We start from the raw sequence: 21,966 nt of genomic DNA, 5'->3' as shown, positions 1-21,966 counted from the left end.
AGGTGCGCGTTGCGACGAGCCATTGTTGCCAAGTCAACTATCAACACGCCTACTTGGCCAATCCGGGGGAGACCTTGACTCCGGACCCGGGGCGGCGGCAGGCTGGCGCGGTGATCTTCGGGGCGGGAGCGGAGGGCGTGCGATGACCGGGCCGGTGCTCGCCGTGGACCAGGGCACGTCCGGCACCAAGGCCCTCGTCGTCTGCCCGGAACGCGGCGTCCTCGGCAGCGCGTTCGCCGAGGTCCGCCCCCGCCATCTGCCCGGCGGCCTGGTCGAGGCGGACCCCGCGCGGCTGTACGACTCGGTGGTCGAGGCCGGCCGGCGCGCGCTCGCCGAGGCCGGTGAGGACGTCGTCGCGCTCGGCCTCGCCAACCAGGGCGAGACCGTCCTCGCCTGGGACCCGGCCACCGGCCGACCGCTGACCGACGCCCTGGTCTGGCAGGACCGGCGGGCCGAGAGCGTCTGCGCCGGACTCGCCGGCCACGCGGACGAGTTGCGGCAGCTGACCGGGCTGCCCATCGACCCCTATTTCGCCGCGCCGAAGATGGCCTGGATCCGCCGCCACCTCACCCGCGAGGGCGTCGTCACCACCTCCGACGCCTGGCTGGTGCACCGCCTCACCGGCGCCTTCGCCACCGACGCCGCCACCGCCGGCCGCACCCAGCTGCTGGACCTGGACCGCGCCGAGTGGTCCCCCCGCGCCCTCGACCTCTACGGCCTGGCCGGGGAGGACCTGCCGGAGGTGACCGACGCGGCCCGACCGGTCGGCACCACCCGGGCGTTCGGCCCCGAGATCCCGCTCACCGGACTGATCGTCGACCAGCAGGCCGCCCTGCTCGCCCAGCGCGTCACCGCCCCGGGCACCGCCAAGTGCACCTACGGCACGGGCGCGTTCCTCCTCGCGCACACCGGCGACCGCCCCCGGCGCGGCGGCTCCGGCCTGGTCAGCTGCGTGGCCTGGCGGCTCGCCGGAACCACCAGCTACTGCCTGGACGGCCAGGTCTACACGGCCGCCTCCGCCGTCCGCTGGCTCACCGACCTCGGCGTCCTCTCCTCCGCCGCCGACCTCGACCGGGTCGGCGGCACCGCCTCCGACAGCGGCGGGGTCACCTTCGTCCCGGCCCTCGCCGGACTCGCCGCCCCCTGGTGGCGCGGCGACGTACGCGGCTCCCTCACCGGCCTCGGCCTCGACACCACCCCCGGGCACCTGGTGCGCGCCCTGTGCGAGGGGATCGCCGCCCAGGTCGCCGAACTCGCCGAGGCCGCCGAGGGCGACCTGGGCGCACCCCTGACCGCGCTCCGCGTCGACGGCGGCCTCACCCGCTCGGCGCTCCTCATGCAGACCCAGGCCGACCTGCTGCAGCGCCCCGTCGAGGTGTCCGCGCTGCCCGACGCCACCGCGCTCGGCGCCGCCGCCCTCGCCCGCCTCGGCGCACAGCCCGGACTGAGCGTCGAGGACGCCCTGCCCGACGCGGAGCCCGCCGCCGTGTACGAGCCCCGCATCCCGGCCGGCCGGGCCGCCGAACGCCGCGCCCGGTTCCGTGCCGCCGTCGCGGCCCTCCTCGGCTCGTGACGGTCACCGCGGCCGGCCCGCTGCCCTCGGCGCCGTACGACGTGGCGGTCGTCGGCGCCGGCGTCGTCGGCTGCGCCATCGCCCGCGAACTCGCCCGCCACCCCCGTCTGCGCATCGCCCTGGTCGAGGCCCAGGACGACGTCGGCCAGGGCACCTCCAAGGCCAACACCGCGATCCTGCACACCGGTTTCGACGCGACCCCCGGCACCCTGGAGGCCCGCCTGGTCCGCGAGGGACACGCGCGGCTCGGCGCCTACGCGGCGCGGACCGGCATCCCCGTGGAACGGGTCGGGGCCCTGCTGGTCGCCTGGGACGAGGAACAGCTCGCCACACTGCCCCGGCTGGCCGAGAAGGCCGAGCGCAACGCGTACCCCGACGCCGTCCTGCTGGGCCCCGGGGAGCTGTACGCCCGCGAGCCGCACCTCGGCCCCGGTGCGCTCGGCGCCCTGCACGTCCCCGGCGAGAGCATCATCTGCCCCTGGACCACCACCCTCGCCTACGCCACCCAGGCGGTCCGCGCCGGAGTCCACCTGCACCTGAACACGGCCGTACGGCACGTCGGTTCGGCGGACGGGCACCTGCTGACCACCAGCCGGGGCACCCTGCGTGCCCGCCACCTGGTCAACGCGGCCGGGCTGCACGCCGACACCCTGGACCGCGCGCTCGGCCACGAGGACTTCACCGTCACCCCGCGCCGCGGCCAGCTCCTGGTCTACGACAAGCTCGCCCGTCCCCTCGTCCGGCACATCCTCCTCCCCGTACCGACCGCTCTCGGCAAGGGCGTCCTGGTCGCCCCCACCGTCCACGGCAACGTCCTGCTCGGCCCCACCGCCGAGGACCTCGACGACAAGCGGGCCACCGGATCCACCGCCGACGGGACGGCCGCGCTCCTCCACCAGGGCCGGCGCATCCTGCCTGCCCTGCTGGAGGAGGAGGTCACCGCGGTGTACGCCGGGCTGCGCGCGGCCACCGGACACGAGGACTACCGCATCACCGCCCACCCGGAGCAGGCGTACGTCACCGTCGGCGGCATCCGCTCCACCGGACTGACCGCGTCCCTGGCCATCGCCGCCCACGTCACGGGCCTGCTGGCGGAGAACGGGCTCGACCCGGGGCCGGTCCGCGAGCCGGAGCCGCCGGCCATGCCCAACCTCGGCGAGGCCTTCCCGCGCCCCTGCCTCAGGCCCGACCTCGTCGCCGCCGACCCCGAGTACGGCACCCTCGTCTGCCACTGCGAGCGCGTCTCCCGCGGCGAGATCCGCGATGCCCTCGCCAGTACGGTCCCGCCGCGCAGCCTGGAGGGCCTGCGCCGCCGTACCCGGGCCCGGGCCGGCCGCTGCCAGGGCTTCTTCTGCGGGGCCGCGGTACGGGAGCTGTTCGAACGGGGGGCGAGGCCGTGACGGCCCCGCGGTCCGTGGACGTCCTCGTCGTCGGGGCCGGTCCCGCCGGGCTCGCCGCCGCCGCACGGCTGGCCGCCGCGGGCGCCGGACGCGTGGAGGTGCTGGAGCGGGAGGCACGGCCCGGCGGAGTGCCCCGGCACTGCGCGCACGGCGGCTTCGGCACCTGGACGCACCCGCTGACCGGCCCCGGATACGCCCGCCTGCTCACCCGGGCCGCCGAGCGCGCGGGCGCCGGCCTGCGGACCGGGGTGACGGCGCTGGACTGGGCGGCGGCGGGCCCCGTGCTCCACACCGTCGGACCCGGCGGCCCGGAGACGGTCGAGGCCCGGGCGGTCGTCCTCGCCACCGGCGCCCGCGAACGCCCCCGCGCCGCCCGCCTGGTACCCGGCACCCGCCCCGCCGGCGTCTACACCACCGGCGAACTCCAGCAGTCCGTCCACCTCTTCGGACAGCACATCGGCACCCGCGCCGTCGTCGTCGGCGCGTCGGACGTCTCCTACGCCGCGGCCGGCACCCTCCGCACGGCCGGCGCGGAGGTCGTCGCCCTCGTCACACGGCACCCGTGCGCCCAGACCGGCCGCGTCCGCGCCCAGGCGGCCCGGCTGGGCCTCGGCGTCCCCCTGCTGACCGGCACCACCGTCACCGAACTCCTCGGCCACGGACGGCTGTCGGGCGTCCGCGTCCGCCACCGGGACGGCCGTACGACCGTACTGCCCTGCGACACCGTGGTGTTCACCGGCGACTTCGTGCCCGACCACGAACTGGCCCGGCGCGGCGGCCTCGTCCTCGATCCGGGCACCCGGGGACCCGCCGTCGGCGCCGCCCTGCACACCTCGCGCCCCGGTGTCTTCGCCGCCGGCAACGTCCTGCACGCCGTCGAGCCCGCCGGCACCGCGGCCCGCGAGGGCGCCCGGGCGGCCGGCGCGGTGCTGGACTTCCTGGCGGGCGCGCCCTGGCCGGACCCGGGCGTCCCCGTGGCCGTCGAGGCGCCGCTGCGCTGGATCGCCCCGAACCGCGTCACCCCGGACGCCCCGCCGGCCCCTCACGTCCTGCGCACCGCGATCCCGCTGACCCGCCCGGTCCTGTACGTCCACCAGGACGGCCGCCTCCTCCACCGGGAGCGCCGTCCCACCGCCCTGCCCGACCGCACCCTGACCCTCGGCGCCCGCTGGCACGACCGCGTCGACCCCGCGGGCGGGGAGGTACGGGTGAGCACGGGCTGAGCCGGGGGCCGCGGCGGGAGCGGCGGTTCACGAGTCCGTGAACGACCCGTGCCGTCCGGCACCCGACGCGAACCGGGCGGCGCCCTCCGCGCTCCCGGCCAGCACACCCGTGCCCCACCGGAGTTCGCCGCGCAGCGCCGTCTCCTCGTCCCGCCCCTCCTGCTCCAGGACCGACGCACGGTCACTGCGCAGGCAGGCCTGCGGGAAGCCGGCGATCCGCGCCGCCAGCGCCTCGGCCTCGCCGCGGGCCCGCCCGGCGGGGACCAGCCGGTTCACCAGACCCGTCTCGTACGCCTCGCGGGCCGGGACCGGGCGGCCGGTGAGGATCATGTCCAGGGCGCGGCCGGTCCCGATCAGCCGGGGCAGCCGTACCGTGCCGCCGTCGATCAGGGGCACGCCCCAGCGGCGGCAGAACACCCCGAACACCGCGTCCTCCTCCGCGACCCGCAGATCGCACCACAGGGCGAGTTCGAGACCGCCCGCGACCGCGTGCCCGGCCACCGCCGCGATCACCGGCTTGGACAGCCGCATCCGCGTCGGCCCCATCGGCCCGTCGCCGTCCTCCGCGACCCGGTTGCCGCGTTCCGTGCCGATCGCCTTCAGGTCCGCGCCCGCGCAGAAGGTGCCGCCCTCGCCCCACAGCACCGCCACCCGGGCACCGTCGTCCGCCTCGAACGCCCGGAAAGCGGCGGCGAGTTCGGCGGCCGTGGGACCGTCCACCGCGTTCCGGGCCTCCGGCCGGGACAGGACGACCGTGGTGACGTACCCCTTGCGTTCTGTGCGGACCGGCACGGTGGGTGCTCCTTCTCGGAGGGGACTCGAAGGCCCCACTGTGCCGCAGACGACCCTCAGCCGCACCGGCACCAGCGGCAGCCGTACGGTGATGTTCCGGGTCTTCGGGACGTCCCGACGGCGGGTGAACCGTCGCGGGGCATTGACCTCGACGAACCTTGAGGTTCTACGGTCTCTTCCATGAGCATGGAGACCACCGCCTGGACGCAGCTGCACAGCGTGATGAACGCGCAGTCCGAGCGTCGCCCGTTCGCCCGCGCCACGCTGCGCCGCATCGCCGCCTTCGCCCGCCCGCACCGCGCCGGCATCGTCCGTTTCGTCCTGCTCGGGGTGGTGACCGCCCTGCTCGCCGTGGCGACCCCCGTGCTCGCCGGCCGCGTCGTCGACGCGATCGTGGCGGGCCACGACTCCGGCACGGTGGTCCGGCTCTCCCTGCTCATCGCGCTCGTGGCGCTCGCGGAGGCGGGGCTCGGCATCCTCGGCCGCCGGCTGTCGGCGACGCTCGGGGAGGGACTCATCCTCGACCTCCGCACGGCTGTGTTCGATCACGTGCAGCGCATGCCCGTCGCGTTCTTCACACGTACCCGTACGGGGGCGCTGGTCAGCCGTCTCAACAACGACGTGATCGGTGCCCAGCGGGCGTTCGCCAACACCCTCTCCGGTGTCGTCAGCAACCTGGTCACCCTGCTGCTCACCCTCGTGGTGATGCTCACCCTCTCCTGGCAGATCACCCTGCTCGCCCTCGTCCTCCTGCCGGTGTTCGTGCTGCCCGCCCGCCGCATGGGCAGCCGGATGGCCCGGATGCAGCGGGAGGCGGCCGCGCTGAACGCGGCCATGGGCACCCGGATGACCGAGCGGTTCTCCGCCCCCGGCGCCACCCTGGTCAAGCTGTTCGGCCGCCCGGAGGAGGAGTCGGCCGAGTTCGCGGCGCGGGCCGCCCAGGTCCGGGACATCGGTGTCCGCACGGCCACGGCACAGTCGCTCTTCATCACCGCCCTCACCCTCGTCTCCGCCCTCGCCCTGGCCCTCGTCTACGGCCTCGGCGGCTGGTTCGCGCTGCGCGGCGCCCTGGAGCCCGGCGCGGTGGTCTCCCTCGCCCTGCTGCTGACCCGGCTGTACGCCCCGCTGACCGCGCTCGCCGGGGCCCGGGTCGAGGTGATGAGCGCGATCGTCAGCTTCGAGCGGGTCTTCGAGGTGCTCGACCTGGAGCCGCTCATCGCCGAGAAGCCCGACGCCCGCGAGGTGCCCGACGGCCCGGTCGCCGTCGAGTTCGACGACGTCCGCTTCTCCTACCCTGCCGCCGACCAGGTCTCCCTCGCCTCCCTGGAGGAGGTCGCCGCGCTCGACACACGCGGTGGCTCCGAGGTGCTGCACGGCATCTCCTTCCGCGCCGAACCCGGCCGGACCGTCGCCCTCGTGGGCTCCTCCGGCGCCGGAAAGTCGACCATCGCCCAACTGCTGCCGCGGCTGTACGACGTCGACGCCGGCGCGGTCCGCATCGGCGGGGTCGACGTCCGCGACCTCACCTCCGCCTCCCTGCGGGCGACCCTCGGCATGGTCACCCAGGACGGCCACCTCTTCCACGACACCGTTCGCGCCAACCTGCTGCTGGCCCGCCCCGACGCCAGTGACGACGAGTTGTGGGACGCCCTCGGCCGCGCCCGCCTCGCCGACGTCGTACGGTCCCTGCCCGACGGCCTGGACACCGTCGTCGGCGAGCGCGGCTACCGGCTCTCCGGCGGCGAACGCCAGCGCATGACCATCGCCCGGCTGCTGCTGGCCCGCCAGCGCGTGGTCATCCTGGACGAGGCCACCGCCCACCTCGACAACACCTCCGAGGCCGCCGTCCAGGAGGCGCTCACCGAGGCCCTGGAGGGCCGCACCGCCGTGGTCATCGCCCACCGCCTGTCCACGGTCCGCGCCGCCGACCAGATCCTCGTCGTGGAGTCCGGCCGCATCGTGGAACGCGGCACCCACGAGGAACTGCTCGCGGGCGGGGGCCGCTACGCCGAGCTGTACCGCACCCAGTTCGCGGACCGGGAGGAGACGGAGGGGGCGGCGGGGGTGCCGCTGGTGTGAGAGGGCCGGGGCGGCGGTGGGAGCGCCGGGGCCGGCGGTGTGAGCGCAGGCCCGGCGCCGGGGACGGGGGTGTGAGCGAGGGTGGCGGTTGGGGGCCGCCGCCGGTCAGGCAGGGCCGTCGCAGGCGGTCAGCAGGGCGCCGACGGCTCCTCGGAACTCCTCGTCCTGGATGAAGCCCCGCCAGCCGCCGGCGGAGCGGTAGCGGCCGTCGTGGGCCGGTACGGCGCGCAGGAGGCCGGCCGCGGCGCGGGCGGCGGGGCCGATCCGGGCCAGGTGGCGTACCGCCGGCAGCATGACCGGCAGGTACGAGCCCTCGGCAAGGCCCCGGACGGCCGAGGTGAGCGCCGGGACCGTGTGCTCGGTGTCGCCGGTCGCGGCCCACAGGGCGTGGGCCGCCTCGACACGGGCCCAGGGCTCGCGGTCGGCGGTCAGCGTCCGGAGCCGGTCCGCCCAGGGGGCGGCGTGCGCGCCGAGGCCGGCCAGTCGGCGCAGGGTCTTCAGGGGGAGGTCTCCGGCGACGGGGAGCCGCTCCAGGAGCCGGCCGGGCTCCCCGGTGACCTTCCAGTACGCCCAGGCCGCGAGGTCCGCGTCCGCGCCGGCGCCGGCCGAGCGGGCCGACAGCGGCTCCGCGGCGTCGGCGCCCGCCGCACCGATGCCGGCCAGTGCCGTCGCGGCGGACGTCCAGGTCCGGTCGTCGGCGAGGAGGGCGAGCAGCCGGGGGACCGCCGCGTCCGCCCGCGGCCCCCACTCGGCGAGCACCCGGCACAGGCGCCGGAGCAGCAGGGGGTCCGTGGCCGGGTCCAGCCGCGCGCAGAGCGCCGGCAGCAGCGCCCCGGCGTGGTCCGGAAGACGTACCAGGACCTCGTCGAGCGCCGGGAGCATCGCGGGGTGCCAGTCGCCGGCGGGCAGATGCACACCGGCCGTCGCGAATCCGGACCGTTCCCCGGACGGTGCGCCGGGCTGCTCGCCGGGCTGTTCGCCGGTCAGCAGGCCGGTCAGCGCGGGCAGACAGCGCGGGTCGTTCATCCGGGCCAGTGCCCACACGGCGGCCTCACCGACGGAAGCCTGGTGGCGGGCCGCCCCGGCGGTGTCCCCGAGCAGCGCGGCGACGGCGTCCGCGTGGGCCGCGGCGGCCGGACCGAGGCAGGCGAGCAGCTCCGCCGCCCGGTACCGGACCTCGGCGGCGGGGTCGTCCAGCCGGGCCGCGACGCGCGGCAGCAGCACGGCGGCCGGGGAACGCCACCGGGCCAGCACCGCGCCCGCCTGGGCCAGCGCGCCGGTCCGCTGCTCGTCGTCGGGGTGGTCGGCGAGCAGGCCGAGGGTGAAGCCGGGGGCCGGTCCTTCGAGCAGTGCGGCGGTCCAGTGGTGGACACCCTGGACACCGGCCTCCACGGCGCTGGTGCGCTGCCACAGCGCGACCCTGGGGTCCCGTACCGCTTCCAGCAGCAGGTCCAGCCGGCGCGCGGGCAGCCCCGGGTCCGCCGGGGCCAGCGCGTGCACCGCGGCCAGCCGGAGCTGGGCCTCGGGGGCGTCGAGCAGGTCGCGCAGGAGACGGCGCACCTCGCCGGCGTACGCCCCGGCCGGCTCGCGCAGGGCGGCCCGGCCGAGGGCGAGGACCAGGTCCAGGCGGGCCACCGGATCGTCCTCCAGCCGCCAGCGCCGCAGCAGCGCGGGCAGCGTCGACTCTCCCGGGCTCGCGCCGACTCCCACCACGTCCGCGGCGGCGCACCGGACCGACGGGTCGGGATCGTCGAGCAGGGCGAGCACCGCGGGCAGTGCCGCCGCCCAGGCCGGGGGCCATCCGGGGTCCAGGAACCGGTCGGGGATCCGCCCGGCCTCGTACGCCAGCATGGCCACCAGTTCGAGCAGGCCGCGCCGGGCCGGCACGTCCGGCCTCGCGGCCAGGCGGAGCAGGAACGGCAGCGCGGCCGGGGCGGCGGAGCAGATCCAGCCGCCCTGGTGGAAGAGCAGGTTGAGCAGCTCGGACGACGCGTCCTCGGCGTCGCCCGCGTCCGGCCCGGCGCACCGCCGCAACAGCTCCGGCACGTCCGCGGCGGACCCGTAGTTGTGCTCCAACGCGGCCCAGTCCACGGCCCCAAGGCCGCGCAACCGCTCCAAGGGGCTCGCGGTGGCGGGGATGTCCGGGCCCTGCGCGGTGCCGTGGGGCGCCGGGGTGCCCCCGGTCTGCCCGGTCCACCCGCCCGCACCCGTGTCCTCCGCCGCCCGGTCCTCCGGCAGGTTCACGGCGCCCGTGCCGTTCGCGCCGTCCACAGCGTCCACACCCTCCCCGGCCCTCGGCCTCCGGCCCCGACCCCGGTCCCGGGTCCCCCCGCGACGCCCGACTCCCTGCTCACGCGACCCTACCGACCGGCGTCGACCAGCACTCCACCGGCAGCGACCGTCCGTGACCGACCACCCGTGAACGAAGGGGATGACCTTCGGACGTGTGAGCCCGGCGTGTCCTGGATACGCGGTGTGCACGGCTCCACCGTCCGTCCGGAAGGTCATTCCCCGTCATGACCAGCGCATCCCCCCACTCCGAGGTCACCCTCCGGGTCAACGGCAAACCCCACACCCTGCGCGTCGACCACCGGCGCGTGCTGCTGGACCTGCTGCGTGAGGACCTGGACCTCACCGGTTCCAAGAAGGGCTGTGACCACGGCCAGTGCGGTGCCTGCACCGTGCTGGTCGACGGGCGCCGCGTCAACAGCTGTCTGCTGCTCGCCGTGACCCTCGACGGCAGCGACGTCACCACCGTCGAGGGCCTCGGCGGCGACGGCGAGGAGCCGCACCCGCTCCAGCGGGCCTTCCTGGACCGCGACGCCTTCCAGTGCGGCTACTGCACCCCCGGCCAGCTGTGCTCCGCCGTGGGCATGCTCGCCGAGGCCGCCGCCGGGCACCCCTCCCACGTCACCGACCCGGCGGTCCCCACCGGGGAGCCCGTGCCGCTGGACCGGCCCGAGATCCGCGAGCGGATGAGCGGCAACCTGTGCCGCTGCGGCGCCTACCCCCGCATCGTCGAGGCGATCGAGGACGTGATCTGAGTGACCGGCCCCGGATACCTCAGGCCCGGCAGCGTCCAGGAGGCCGTCGAGGCCCACGCCGCCCACCCCGGCGCCCGCTATCTGGCCGGCGGCACCAACCTGGTCGACCTGCTGAAACTCGGCGTGGAGCGGCCCGCCCTCCTCGTCGACGTCGGCCGGCTGCCGCTGGACGGCATCGAGGAGCTGCCCGACGGCTCCCTGCGGGTCGGCGCCACCGTCCGCAACAGCGACCTCGCCGCCGATCCACGGGTGCGCGAACGCTGGCCGGCGCTGTCCCAGGCGCTCCTCGCGGGCGCTTCCGCGCAGCTGCGCAACGCCGCCACCACCGGCGGCAACCTGCTCCAGCGCACCCGCTGCCCCTACTTCCAGGACCTGGGCAAACCGTGCAACAAGCGGGAGCCGGGCAGTGGCTGCGGCGCCCGGGACGGCGTCCACCGCGACCACGCGGTCCTCGGCCACTCCGAGCTGTGCATCGCCACCCACCCCTCGGACATGGCGGTCGCCCTCGCCGCCCTGGACGCCCAGGTAGAGCTGTACGGCACCGACGGCCCCCGGCGGCTGCCGGTGGCCGACTTCCACCGGCTGCCCGGCGAGCACCCGGAGCGGGACACCTGGATCCGCCCCGGTGAACTCGTCACCGGCGTGCTGCTCCCGGCCGCCACCGCCGGTGTCCCCTCCGCCTACCGCAAGGCCCGGGACCGGGCGTCGTACGCCTTCGCGCTCGCCTCCGTGGCCGTCGTGCTGCGGGTCGCGGACGGTGTCGTCGACCAGGTCGGGGTCGCCTTCGGCGGGCTCGCGCACCGGCCCTGGCGGGCCCGGCACACCGAGCTGGCCCTGCTGGGCGCGCCCGCCAGTCACGCCGCCTTCGAGGGGGCCGTCGACCTGGAACTCGCGCACGCCGAGCCCCTGCGGGACAACGCCTACAAGGTGTCCCTCGCCCACAACCTCGCCCTCGACGTCCTGAACCGTCTCGCCCCGGCCCCCGCACCGGCCTGAGCCGTCACAGCCCCAGCCGTCACAGCCCGCGCCGGCACGGCCCGAGCCGTCGCAGGAGGAGCAGGAGGACCCCATGACCGGCACGACCGGCAGCGCCCTGGGCGCCCCCGCCGAGCGCCGTGAAGGACGGCAGAAGGTCACCGGCGCCGCCCGTTACGCCGCCGAGTACACCCTGCCCGGCCGCGCCCACGCCTGGCCGGTGCCCGCCGCCGTCGCCCACGGCCGGGTCCGCGCCGTCGACACCTCGGCCGCCCTCGCCCTGCCCGGCGTCGTCGCCGTCCTCACCCCCTTCGACGCCCCCCGGCTCGCCGACCCCGAGGACGGCACGCTCGCCGTGCTGCAGAACCGGGACGTGCCGCACCGCGGCTGGTGCGTCGCCCTGGCCGTCGCCGACACCCCGGAGACCGCCCGCGCCGCCGCCCGTGCCGTCCGGGTCACCTACGACGCCGCCCCCCACGACACCGGCCCCGTCGACGGCCACCCGGGCGGCTACGACCCGGAGGAGGCGGGCGGCCAGCCCGGCCGCGTCGAGTACGGCGACCCCGGCGCCGCCTTCGCCTCCGCCGAGGTCCGCGTCGACGTCACCTACCGGGTGCCGCCCCTGCACAACCACCCCATGGAGCCGCACGCGAGCACGGCCCACTGGGAAGGCGACCGGCTCACCGTGTACACCTCCAGCCAGGGCGGGACGGCCGTGCGGTCCACGCTCGCCCAGCTCTTCCGGCTGCCCGAGGAGCGGATCACGGTCGTCGCCGAGCACGTCGGCGGCGGCTTCGGCTCCAAGGGGACCCCACGCCCCGACGTCGTCCTCGCCGTGCTCGCCGCCCGGCACACCGGCCGGCCCGTCACCCTGGCCTACCCCCGCCGGGACCTGCCCACCACCGTCGGCCACCGCGCCCCCACCGTCCAGCGGCTGCGGCTCGGCGCCCGGCCCGACGGCCGGCTCACCGCCGTACTGCACGAGGTCACCACCCAGACCTCCCGGGTCCGGGAGTTCGTGGAGTACGCCGGAGTCGTCTCCCGCGTCATGTACGCCACCCCGAACCTGCGCAGCACCCACCACGTGGTGCCGCTGGACGTGCCCAGCCCGTCCTGGATGCGGGCCCCCGGCGAGGCACCCGGCATGTACGCGCTGGAGTCCGCCCTGGACGAACTCGCCGACGCGCTCCACGTGGACCCGGTGGAGCTGAGGATCCGCAACGAGCCCGAGCGGGAGCCGGTGAGCGGCAGGCCGTTCAGCAGCCGGCACGTCGTGGAGTGCCTGCGCGAGGGCGCCCGCCGCTTCGGCTGGGCCGGCCGCGACCCGCGCCCCGGCGTCCGCCGCGAGGGCCCGCTGCTGATCGGCACCGGCGTCGCCGCCGCCACCTACCCGGTACAGATCGCCCCGTCCACCGCCACCGCCGAGGCCCGGCCCGACGGCACCTACGTCGTCCGGCTCAACGCGTCCGACATCGGTACCGGGGCCCGTACCGTCCTCGCCCAGGTGGCCGCCGACGCCCTCGGCGTGCCCCTGGACCGGGTGCGCACCGAGATCGGGCACACCGATCTGCCGCCCGCCCCGCTGGCCGGCGGCTCCATGGGCACCGCCTCCTGGGGCTGGGCCGTGCACGAGGCGTGCGCCCGGCTCGCCGCGCACCCCGAACAGGGACCGGTGGTCCGCGCGGACACCACCGGGACGGCCGACGCCGACAGCCCCTACGCGCGGCACGCGTTCGGCGCGCACTTCGCGGAGGTCGCCGTCGACACCGTCACCGGCGAGGTCCGGGTCCGCCGGCTGCTCGGGATGTACGCCGCCGGACGGATCCTCAACGCCCGCACCGCACGCTCCCAGTTCACCGGCGCCATGATCATGGGCCTGGGCATGGCCCTCACCGAGCACAGCACCCTGGACCCGGCGTTCGGCGACTTCCCCGAGTCCGACCTCGCCTCGTACCACGTGCCCGTGCACGCCGACGTCCCGGCCGTCGAGGCCGACTGGATCGACGAGCACGACCCCCACCTGAACCCCATGGGCAGCAAGGGCATCGGCGAGATCGGCATCGTCGGCACCGCCGCCGCCCTCGGCAACGCCGTCCACCACGCCACCGGCATCCGCTTCCGCGAACTCCCCCTCACCCCCGACCGCGTCCTCGCGGGCCTGTTGTCCGAGGGCTGACGGTGGACGGGCCCAGCTGGGAGTACGAGGGGTACCGGCCCGCCGAGGAACGCCTGCGGGAGTCGCTGTGCACCCTCGGCAACGGCTACTTCGCCACCCGCGGCGCCCTGCCGGAGTGCACCGCGGACCAGGTCCACTACCCGGGCACCTACGCGGCCGGCTGCTACAACCGGCTCACCTCGGAGATCGCCGGACGCCGGGTCGAGAACGAGGACATGGTCAACCTGCCCAACTGGCTGCCGCTGCGCTTCCGGCCGGCCGGCGGCGACTGGCTCACCCCGGACACCGCCCCCGTCGGCGAGCACCACCAGATGCTCCACCTCGACCCCGGCCTGCTGGAGCGCCGCACCCGCTACCCCCTCGGCGCCGACGCCGGCCTCGTCGTCCGGCAGGAGCGCCTGGTCCATCTGGACGACCGCCATCTGGCCGCGCTGCGCACCGAGTTGACCGCCGAAGGGCGCCCCGTCGAACTGGAGGTGGAGGCCGCCCTCGACGGGAGTGTCACCAACTCCGGTGTCGCCCGCTACCGCGACCTGGACGGCCGGCACCTCAGCCACATCCAGGTCGGCACCGCCGCACCCGGCCTCGTCTGGCTGCGCTGCCGTACCCGCACCTCCGACATCGGCTTCGGACTGGCCGCCCGGCTGACCGCCCGGGCGCCGGTCGTCCACGCCAACGAGGTCCACCGCGCCGTGCAGCGGGTGCGGCTGCGGCTGCCGCCCGGCCGGACCGTCACCGTCGACAAGACCATCGCCCTGCACACCTCCCGCGACCCGGCGATCAGCGACCCCCTGCGCGCGGCCGTCGAACGGGCGGCCGCCGCACCCGGCTTCGACGCGCTGCGGGAGTCGCACCGCGCGGCCTGGGAGCAGCTGTGGCGGCGCACCGCGCTCGACGTGCCCGGCGAGGCGGGCAGCATCCTGCGCCTGCACCTGTTCCACGTGCTGCAGACCCTCTCGCCGCACACCGCCGACCTGGACGTCGGCGTCCCCGCCCGCGGACTGCACGGCGAGGCCTACCGCGGGCACGTCTTCTGGGACGAACTCTTCGTCCTGCCCTACCTCAACCTCCACCTGCCGGAGGTCTCCCGCGCCCTGCTCCGCTACCGCCACCGCCGCCTGGACGCGGCCTGCCACGCGGCCCGGGAACTCGGCCGGTGCGGCGCGCTCTACCCGTGGCAGAGCGGCAGCGACGGCCGTGAGGAGACCCAGCAGGTGCACCTCAACCCGCGCTCCGGGCGGTGGCTGCCGGACCACTCCCGGCTCCAGCACCACGTCGGCTCGGCCGTGGCCTACAACGTCTGGCAGTACTGCGAGGCGACCGGCGACACCGACTTCCGGCACGGCGAGGGCGCCGAGATGCTCCTGCAGATCGCCCGCTTCTGGGGGCGGTCGGCGGTCTGGGACGGCCACCTCGGCCGGTACCGCATCCGGGGTGTCGTCGGCCCCGACGAGTACCACGACGCCTATCCCGGCGCGGAGCGTCCCGGCCTGGACGACAACGCGTACACCAACGTCACCGCCGCGTGGGTGCTCAGCCGCGCCCTGGAACTGCTGCACGGCCTGCCCGAGCCGCGCCGCCGCGAACTCCTCGCGCACACCGGCCTCGCCGACGACGAGCCGGCCCGCTGGGCGGAGGTCTCCCGCGCCCTGCACGTCCCCTTCCACGACGGGGTGATCAGCCAGTTCGACGGCTACGGCGACCTCGCCGAACTGGACTGGGACGGCTACCGCGAGCGGTACGGGGACATCCGGCGCCTGGACCGGATCCTGGAGGCCGAGGGGGACACCGTCAACCGCTACAAGGCCTCCAAACAGGCCGACGTCCTGATGCTCGGCTACCTCTTCTCCCCGCCCGAACTCCGTTCGCTGTTCCGGCAGCTGGGCCACCACCTGGACGAGCACACCTGGCCGGCCACCGTGGACCACTACCTGCACCGCACCAGTCACGGCTCCACCCTCAGCGGCCTGGTCCACGGCTGGATCCTGGCCCGCGCCCGCCGCGCCGACGCCTGGAGCTTCGTCCAGGAGGCGCTGCGCGGTGACATCGCCGACCTGCAGGGCGGCACCACCGGCGAGGGCATCCACCTCGGCGCGATGGCCGGCACCCTCGACCTCGTCCAGCGCGGGCTGAGCGGACTGGAGACCCGCGGCGGCGGCCTCTCCCTCGACCCCGTCCCGCTGCCCGAGCTGTCCTCCTACGGCTTCAGCATCCGCTACCACGGCCACTGGGGCGTGCGGCTGCGGCTGCGCAGCGGACTGCTGGAGATCGCCGTACCCGAATCCGGCCAGTCGCCCATCGACGTGCGGCTGCGGGACTGGGTGATCCCGGTGGTGCCGGGGGAGACCGCGCGGCTGGTGCTGCCGGACTGAGCCCTCAACCGCCCGCGACCGGGTACCGGTGCACCGGCGGCAGGCCCGGCAGCAGGCCCGGCCACACCGTGTCCAGGACGTGGGCGCTCGGCGTGAACAGCGGGCGGCCCAGGCCGGGCAGGTCGGCGACCTCGTGCCACTCCCAGCGGCGGACCAGCCGCGGCTCGGTGACGACCGGTTCGCCGGTGAACCGGCCGACCCGGACGGCGGCCGTCACCCGCGGGATGCCGTGCACCGCGTCCATCAGAACGGCCCGCACCCGCACCCCGGCCGGGTCGGCCCTCAGCGACGTCTCCTCCTCCAGTTCCCGCACGGCCGCCGCGGCGAAGTCCTCGCCCGGCTCGTTCTTGCCGCCGGGCAGTTCCCACACGCCCCGCACCGACCAGCCCAGCAGCACCCGCCCCGCCGGATCCGTGACGACCACCCCCGCTCCGGTCAGGGCGTGCGGGGACGGCCGGCCCTTGCCGGCGCAGACCGGCGGGGCGGGTGCGGGGCCCCGCAGGACGAGCAGGGCCAGACCGCCGGCGTCGTACCGCTCGGCCGACTCCCAGCCAGTGCCGAGCAGTTCGATCTCCTCCTCGTCCAGGGCCACGCCGCGCTCGCGTTCCGGTACGGCGTCCGCGACCGGTGTGATCACGCACAGCGCGCCGCCGGGACGCAGCCGCTCCCGCAGCCGGTGCAGCACCCGGGTGCGGTCCCGGACGAACGCCCAGACGAGCCGGACGGTGATCAGGTCGTACGGTCCCTGCCGGAGTCCGCCGAGACCGTCCTGCTCGATGTCCAGCCTCCGGTACGCCACCCCCGGCGCGGGGCTGCGCCGGGCCTCGGTGAGGGCCGCTGCGGACCGGTCGACGGCGTCCACCCGGTACCCGTCCCGGGCCAGCTGCCGGGCGAGTTCGCCGGTGCCGCAGCCGACGTCCAGACAGCGCCCGTCCGCCGGCGCCGGGACGTGCGCGGCGAGCAGCCGGCGCTCGGCGGGGCCCAGGGGCCGGAACCGGCCCCCGCGCGCGTAGTGGGCGTCCCACTCCTCGGGCTTCGGACGTGCCACCGGGCCTCCTCCTGCCGGTCGATGCGCGGACAGGGGCATCATGACCGGGTCACGGCCCGGACACACCACCGTCCGTGATCTCGACGGCGCCCGTCCGCGGTACCACCATGGGGGAGCGGCCGAGGACGGAAGGAGCTGCCGGAGATGAGGGTGACCGACGTGCCCTTGCGGGTCCTGGCCGTGGACGACGAGGAACCCGCGCTGGCGGAGCTGCTGTACCTGCTGGGGCAGGACGCCCGGGTCGGCACCGTCGTACCCGCCCCGTCGGCCACCGAGGCGCTGCGCCTGCTGGGCCGGGCCGCGGCGGACGGCCCGGACGGCCCGGAGGGCTTCGACGTCGTCTTCCTGGACATCGACATGCCCGGCCTCGGCGGACTCGAACTGGCCCGGCTGCTGGGCGGGTTCGCCGCACCGCCGCTGATCGTCTTCGTCACCGCCCACGAGGACTTCGCGGTGCGCGCCTTCGACCTCAAAGCCGTGGACTACCTGCTCAAGCCGCTGCGCGAGGAGCGCTTCGCCGAGGCGGTACGGCGGGTCGCCGAGCTGGTCCGGGCCGGCCAGGGGCCCCGCCGGGCCGTCGCCGCGGACCCCGCGCCCGCGGCGTCGCCCTTCGGCGACCAGGTGCCGGTGGAACTGGGCGGCGTGACCCGGTTCGTGCCCCTGGCCGACATCGCCTACGTCGAGGCGCAGGGCGACTACGCCCGGCTGCACACCGGCCGCGGCAGCCATCTGGTGCGGATACCGCTGTCCACCCTGGAGGAGCAGTGGCGTCCGCGCGGCTTCGTGCGGATCCACCGCAGCCGGCTCGTCGCCCTCGGCCGGATCGAGGAACTCCGCGTGGACGGCGGCAACCTGACCGTCCGGGTCGGCGACCGGGTCCTGGCCGTGAGCCGGCGCAACGCCCGGGAGCTCCGGGACCTGCTGGCCGGCCGCGCGGCGGGCCGGGTGCGCTGAACCGGCGCAGCGCTTCGGCCACGGTGGCCGGACCCCGCCGTACCACCCCCGGCCGAACGGCGGGCGGGCTCCGTGGCGTTGGTCACGTTCACGGCGGCGCCGACCGGGGCAGGGCTATTCCCCGGAACACGCGGGTCGGCGAGCCGCCTTGCCGCTCCCACAGGGGTGGGACTTGTGTGGGGGATTGGTGAACGCCGACCGTGGCCGGGCGTGCTCCGTGTCAGTCGTCGAGGAGCGTTAACGGCAGCGTCACAGCGATTCGTGGTGCTTCACGGAATGAATACGTATCGTTGTGCGAAGGATCGACGAGTAGGTGGCGGGAGCATTATTTCTCGCCAGCCTTGTGACGTTCGTGCGCGACTGCGTTCATCACACGTGTAGGCAACACGGACAACTGGGTCACGGGCCAGGGGGGTTACTTGATGTCCTGCACCAATTCGGACTGTTCCGGGCGACGGGCGTTGTGCCGGGCCGGGTTCCGCAGACGGTGCGTTCCCGGAGCGAGGCCGACCGGGCGCTGACGCACCGGCGGTGAGGTGCGTGATCGTGCTGGACGGCGGACGCGCGCGGACGCAAGACACCTTTCGGCAATTCCGGGCCCGGCCCTGGACTGCCGTACCAGGGGACAGGGCACCGCCGGCGGCCGGAAGCGGCCGGACCACACGCGCGACGGGGACGACGGGAGCAGCGTGTGCGCGGTCCGGGAGAAACGGTCGACGGGTAAGAGCGCGACTACCCCACTAGTTCAGAACGCCACCCGATTACACGTCAGAGGTTGTAGTGCCCCCGCGATATTCAGTCATATCCGAGCAAACTCTTCTGGAATCGTCTTCCGAACCAGGCCGTTCTGTCGCACAATCAGCACTCTTCTGGCTCGACGGACGACTCGGCAAAAGCATGGAGTTAGCCGCCGCCGCGTCGGAACCGGCCACGGGAGAACGCCCCGCCCGCGAGGCGCCGCTGGAGGCGCGCGTCTGGTACGCGACGCTGCTGACACGAGTCCGCGGCCTCCGGCCGGCCGAACGTCTCCTCTCCGGCGAGGAGACCGTCACCCACGGACCGCACCGGCCGGAGGTCCTGGCGGCGCGGCTGCTGTGCGAGGCGGAGATCCACCTCGCCGGGGGCAGGCTCACCGAGGCGACCACGGCGGCCGAAGCCGGACTCCGGCTGGCGTCCCAGGCCGGCAACCGCGGACTCCCACCCCGCGGCCACGTGGTCATGGCCGTGTGCTCCGTCCGCTCCCTGGACCTGACGACCGGCCTGCTGTACGCCAACCGGCTCCGGGACGCGGCCCTGCTCGGACAGGAGAACCTCATGCCGGGGCAGTGCGTCTGGGCCGCGGCACAGGCCCTGGAGGCGCGCGACGGCATGGAGAGCGTGGCCCACCTGCTGAAGGGTATCCTCCACGACGACGTCCTCACCCGCGAACTGCTCCTCTCCCAGCCCGCCGCGGCCCCCTGGCTGGTCCGGGCCGGACAGCGCCTCGGCGACACCGACCTCGCCGAACGCACCGTCCGCACCATGGACCGGCTCGCCCTGACGAACCGCAGCTTCCGCAGCGTCCAGGCCGCGGCCGAGCACGCCACCGGGCTGTACGCCCGCGACGCGGACGCCCTGGAGGCCGCCTCCGCACGGCACCTCGACCCCTGGGCCCGGGCCTCCGCACTGGAGGACGCGAGCCGGGTGCGCTCCGTACGCGTCCCCGAACGCGACCGGGCCGTCGGCCTGCTCCGGCGCGCCGCCGACGCCTACCTCGGTGCGGGAGCCTCCCGGGACCTCGCACGGGTCCAGAGCCGGCTGCGCGAACTCGACGACCACGGCGGCCGGCCGGCCCGCGGCCGGACCCGGGTCAGCAGGCTCACCGACACCGAGTTCGCCGTGGCCGAACTGGTCAGCCAGGGCCTCACCAACGGTCGGGTCGGCAGCCAGCTCTACATCTCCCCGCACACGGTGGCGTTCCACCTGAAGAAGATCTTCCGCAAGCTCGACGTGACCTCCCGGGTGGAACTGGCCCGCTCCTGGAACCGGATCCTGGTGGAGGAACGCGCCGACCGGCCCGCCACCACGCCCGAACCCGACTTCCTCGTCCGCCCCTCCATGGCCCGGCAGGCCGGGTAGCCACCGGCCGGCGCGGAACCGTCAGCGCAGGTGACGACTCCGCGCGGCCCCCACCACCACCGCCCTACCAACCTGAGGGATGCCGTGGCAGCCCTCCCCCCACGTAGCCTCCCCAAGGGAAGCACCACCGCTCACCGTGTCGTGTCGTCCCGTCGGCGAGCGCCGGCCGGAAGGGACCGGGCGGGTTGCCGGAACAGCCATACCGATTGGCCAGGAGTCATGTCATGACCCATCTTCTGCACATCGACGCGAGCATCCGCTCCGGCGAATCCGTGACGCGGCAGCTCACCGCCGAGTTCGTCACCCAGTGGCGGCAGAACCACCCGGACGCCGGCTACACCTACCGCGACCTCGGTGCCGAGCCGATCCCCCACATCACGCACGAGGTGCGCGAATGGCTCTTCGACCCCACCGGCGACCTGCACGGCGTCAGCCCCGGGGACAAGGCGCTCACCGAGGCCCTGCACGCCGAGGTCCACGAGGCGACCACGATCGTGTTCGGCATCCCGATGTACAACTACACGATCCCGTCGTCCATCAAGGCCTGGATCGACCGGCTGGTCACCCCCGCCCACATGCTGCCCCCGGGCGCCGAGTCCGGCGCGCTGAGCGGCAAGAACGTCGTCGTCGTCACCGCCCGCGGCGGCTCCTACGCCCCCGGCACCCCGCGTGAGGGCTGGGACTACCAGGAGCCCTACCTGAAGGCCGTGCTCGGCGCCATCGGCCTCGCCGACAACCTGACGTTCGTGCACGCCGAACTCACCTTCGCGGCCCTCGTGCCCGCGATGGCGCAGCTGAAGCCGCTCGGCGAGAAGTCCCTGGCCGACGCCCGCGAGACCCTGCGCAAGCTGGCCCTCGAAGGAGCCTCATGACCGAGATGCTGTCCTACGAGGACGTGTGGGCGCGTACCCACCACTTCGACCCTCCCGCGATCTTCGACAAGCTGCGCGAGGAAAGCCCGCTCGCCAGGATGACCTACCCGGACGGCCACATCGGCTGGTTCGCCAGCAGCCACCGGATCGTCCGCGAGGTCCTCAGCGACCCCCGCTTCAGCCACAGCCTGGAGATCGGGCACTTCCCCGTCACCAAGTACGGCGCGCCCGTACCGCAGTTCCCGGCGATGCCCGGCATGTTCATCCACATGGACCCGCCGGACCACACGAAGTTCCGCCGCATGCTGGCCCGCGAGTTCACCGTCCGGCGCATCGCGGAACTCGCCCCGCACGTCGAGTCGGTGACCGCCGGGCAGATCGAGGAGATGCGCGAGCACGGCGCACCCGCCGACCTGCTCACCACCTTCGCCAAGCCGCTCGTCCTGCGGGTCCTGTCCGACCTGGTCGGCCTGCCGTACGAGGAGCGCGAGCGGTACGCCGACGCGCCCGCCATCACCCACGACCCCGACGGGGACGCCGAGGAGTCCATGGCCGTCTTCCAGCAGGTCGGCGTGCTCATCGGGGAGACCATCGAACGCAAGCGCAGGCAGCCCGGCGACGACATCATCAGCCGGCTCCTGGCCGCCGGCGAACTGACCGACGAGGAACTCGGCAACATCGTGGCCCTGCTGCTGTTCGCGGGTTACGAGACCACCGAGAGCGCTCTCACCGTCGGCGTCATGGCGCTGCTGCACCACCCCGAGCAACTCGCCGCCCTGCGCGCCGACCTGTCCCGCGTGGACGCGGCGGTGGAGGAGATCCTCCGCTACGTCACCGTCAACCAGTACGAGATCTTCCGCACCGCGCTGGAGGACGTCGAGCTGGACGGCCGACTGGTGAAGAAGGGCGAGACCGTCACGGTCTCCCTGCCGGCCGCCAACCGCGACCCGGCGAAGTACGGCTGCCCCGCCCACCTCGACCTCGACCGGGACACCGCCGGCCACCTGGCGTTCGGCCACGGCATCCACCAGTGCGTCGGCCAGAACCTGGCCCGCCTCGAACTGCGCACCGGTCTGCGCGCCCTGCTGCAGGCCTTCCCCGACCTGAGGGCGGCCACCCCCGCCGAGGAGGTTCCGCTGCGCACCCGCGGCTCCGTCTTCGGCGTGAAGAGCCTCCCGGTCGCCTGGTGAGCACCTCGGCACGTCGGCACGTCCCTCGGCACCGCAGCACGTCCGCAGCACGTTCCGTACGACTCCGGTACGCCCCGCGCGCCCCTCGCGTACGCCCGTCCTACGCCGTCCGTACGCCCTAGCAAGTCCGTACCTCCGTACCTCCGTACC

15 protein-coding genes are annotated in these 21,966 nt (G+C 75.1%); 12 read left to right on the top strand and 3 right to left on the bottom strand.

Features of this window, described 5'->3' with window-relative positions:
• Positions 1-142 precede the first annotated feature (142 nt).
• The 3 genes from ACZ4VF_RS02645 to ACZ4VF_RS02635 are packed head-to-tail and all read left to right on the top strand — an operon-like array spanning position 143 to position 4,196.
• Positions 143-1,573, top strand: coding sequence for an FGGY family carbohydrate kinase (locus ACZ4VF_RS02645; RefSeq protein WP_467922689.1), 1,431 nt, complete (start codon positions 143-145; stop codon positions 1,571-1,573).
• On the top strand, positions 1,570-2,973 hold the full coding sequence (locus ACZ4VF_RS02640; protein WP_467922688.1) for an FAD-dependent oxidoreductase: 1,404 nt from the start codon (positions 1,570-1,572) through the stop codon (positions 2,971-2,973). Before ACZ4VF_RS02645 ends, ACZ4VF_RS02640 begins: the two co-directional genes overlap by 4 nt.
• Entirely contained in the window at positions 2,970-4,196 is a 1,227-nt protein-coding gene (locus ACZ4VF_RS02635) for an NAD(P)/FAD-dependent oxidoreductase (protein WP_467922687.1), read from the top strand. The genes ACZ4VF_RS02640 and ACZ4VF_RS02635 overlap by 4 nt, the downstream gene beginning before the upstream one ends.
• Positions 4,197-4,223: 27 nt before the next feature.
• Here the strand turns inward: ACZ4VF_RS02635 and ACZ4VF_RS02630 are convergent, their stop codons facing one another.
• The gene (locus tag ACZ4VF_RS02630) at positions 4,224-4,988 is read right to left on the bottom strand and encodes a crotonase/enoyl-CoA hydratase family protein (protein ID WP_467922686.1); all 765 of its coding nucleotides are present in this window, start codon (positions 4,986-4,988) and stop codon (positions 4,224-4,226) included.
• 186 nt (positions 4,989-5,174) lie between these two features.
• Here ACZ4VF_RS02630 and ACZ4VF_RS02625 point away from each other — a divergent pair, with 186 nt between their 5' ends.
• Entirely contained in the window at positions 5,175-7,067 is a 1,893-nt protein-coding gene (locus ACZ4VF_RS02625; protein ID WP_467923750.1) for an ABC transporter ATP-binding protein, read from the top strand.
• Between the two features lie 105 nt (positions 7,068-7,172).
• Here ACZ4VF_RS02625 and ACZ4VF_RS02620 read toward each other — a convergent pair whose 3' ends face one another.
• Positions 7,173-9,347 (bottom strand): hypothetical protein, encoded by a 2,175-nt coding sequence (locus ACZ4VF_RS02620; protein ID WP_467922685.1) that lies wholly within the window; start codon positions 9,345-9,347, stop codon positions 7,173-7,175.
• A gap of 236 nt (positions 9,348-9,583) precedes the next feature.
• Between ACZ4VF_RS02620 and ACZ4VF_RS02615 the strand changes: the two genes are divergently transcribed.
• The 4 genes from ACZ4VF_RS02615 to ACZ4VF_RS02600 all read left to right on the top strand — a co-directional run bounded on the left by ACZ4VF_RS02615 (position 9,584) and on the right by ACZ4VF_RS02600 (position 15,634).
• Positions 9,584-10,111: a 2Fe-2S iron-sulfur cluster-binding protein gene (locus ACZ4VF_RS02615; RefSeq protein WP_467922683.1), complete on the top strand. Its 528-nt coding sequence runs from the start codon at positions 9,584-9,586 to the stop codon at positions 10,109-10,111.
• Entirely contained in the window at positions 10,112-11,107 is a 996-nt protein-coding gene (locus ACZ4VF_RS02610; protein ID WP_467922682.1) for an FAD binding domain-containing protein, read from the top strand.
• A 73-nt stretch (positions 11,108-11,180) separates the two neighbouring features.
• Positions 11,181-13,262, top strand: a complete 2,082-nt coding sequence (locus ACZ4VF_RS02605) for a xanthine dehydrogenase family protein molybdopterin-binding subunit (protein WP_467922681.1) — start codon at positions 11,181-11,183, stop codon at positions 13,260-13,262.
• A 2-nt stretch (positions 13,263-13,264) separates the two neighbouring features.
• Complete coding sequence (locus tag ACZ4VF_RS02600) at positions 13,265-15,634, top strand: glycoside hydrolase family 65 protein (protein WP_467922680.1); 2,370 nt, start codon at positions 13,265-13,267, stop codon at positions 15,632-15,634.
• 4 nt (positions 15,635-15,638) lie between these two features.
• On the opposite strand, the gene ACZ4VF_RS02595 is transcribed toward ACZ4VF_RS02600, so the two are convergent.
• The gene (locus tag ACZ4VF_RS02595; protein WP_467922678.1) at positions 15,639-16,682 is read right to left on the bottom strand and encodes a bifunctional class I SAM-dependent methyltransferase/NUDIX hydrolase; all 1,044 of its coding nucleotides are present in this window, start codon (positions 16,680-16,682) and stop codon (positions 15,639-15,641) included.
• Between the two features lie 144 nt (positions 16,683-16,826).
• On the opposite strand from ACZ4VF_RS02595, the gene ACZ4VF_RS02590 reads away from it, so the two are divergent.
• From ACZ4VF_RS02590 to ACZ4VF_RS02575, 4 genes are all read left to right on the top strand, one after another.
• Positions 16,827-17,636 (top strand): LytR/AlgR family response regulator transcription factor, encoded by an 810-nt coding sequence (locus ACZ4VF_RS02590; RefSeq protein WP_467922677.1) that lies wholly within the window; start codon positions 16,827-16,829, stop codon positions 17,634-17,636.
• Between the two features lie 897 nt (positions 17,637-18,533).
• Positions 18,534-19,754, top strand: coding sequence for a helix-turn-helix transcriptional regulator (locus tag ACZ4VF_RS02585; RefSeq protein ID WP_467922676.1), 1,221 nt, complete (start codon positions 18,534-18,536; stop codon positions 19,752-19,754).
• Between the two features lie 224 nt (positions 19,755-19,978).
• Complete coding sequence (locus ACZ4VF_RS02580) at positions 19,979-20,626, top strand: FMN-dependent NADH-azoreductase (protein ID WP_467922675.1); 648 nt, start codon at positions 19,979-19,981, stop codon at positions 20,624-20,626.
• Complete coding sequence (locus ACZ4VF_RS02575; RefSeq protein WP_467922674.1) at positions 20,623-21,816, top strand: cytochrome P450; 1,194 nt, start codon at positions 20,623-20,625, stop codon at positions 21,814-21,816. The genes ACZ4VF_RS02580 and ACZ4VF_RS02575 overlap by 4 nt, the downstream gene beginning before the upstream one ends.
• Positions 21,817-21,966: the final 150 nt, after the last annotated feature.

Source organism: Streptomyces sp. NPDC029151, assembly GCF_055564315.1.
The sequence above is the reverse complement of the archived record's forward strand: the minus strand, read 5'-3'. Positions and strand labels throughout refer to the sequence as shown.

Excerpts from the sequence above, each read along its gene's own strand:
- ACZ4VF_RS02645 (WP_467922689.1), top strand. The coding sequence starts at position 143 with ATGACCGGGCCGGTGCTCGCCGTGGACCAGGGCACGTCCGGCACCAAG.
- ACZ4VF_RS02625 (WP_467923750.1), top strand. The coding sequence starts at position 5,175 with ATGGAGACCACCGCCTGGACGCAGCTGCACAGCGTGATGAACGCGCAG.
- ACZ4VF_RS02615 (WP_467922683.1), top strand. The coding sequence starts at position 9,584 with ATGACCAGCGCATCCCCCCACTCCGAGGTCACCCTCCGGGTCAACGGC.
- ACZ4VF_RS02605 (WP_467922681.1), top strand. The coding sequence starts at position 11,181 with ATGACCGGCACGACCGGCAGCGCCCTGGGCGCCCCCGCCGAGCGCCGT.
- ACZ4VF_RS02590 (WP_467922677.1), top strand. The coding sequence starts at position 16,827 with ATGAGGGTGACCGACGTGCCCTTGCGGGTCCTGGCCGTGGACGACGAG.
- ACZ4VF_RS02585 (WP_467922676.1), top strand. The coding sequence starts at position 18,534 with ATGGAGTTAGCCGCCGCCGCGTCGGAACCGGCCACGGGAGAACGCCCC.
- ACZ4VF_RS02580 (WP_467922675.1), top strand. The coding sequence starts at position 19,979 with ATGACCCATCTTCTGCACATCGACGCGAGCATCCGCTCCGGCGAATCC.
- ACZ4VF_RS02575 (WP_467922674.1), top strand. The coding sequence starts at position 20,623 with ATGACCGAGATGCTGTCCTACGAGGACGTGTGGGCGCGTACCCACCAC.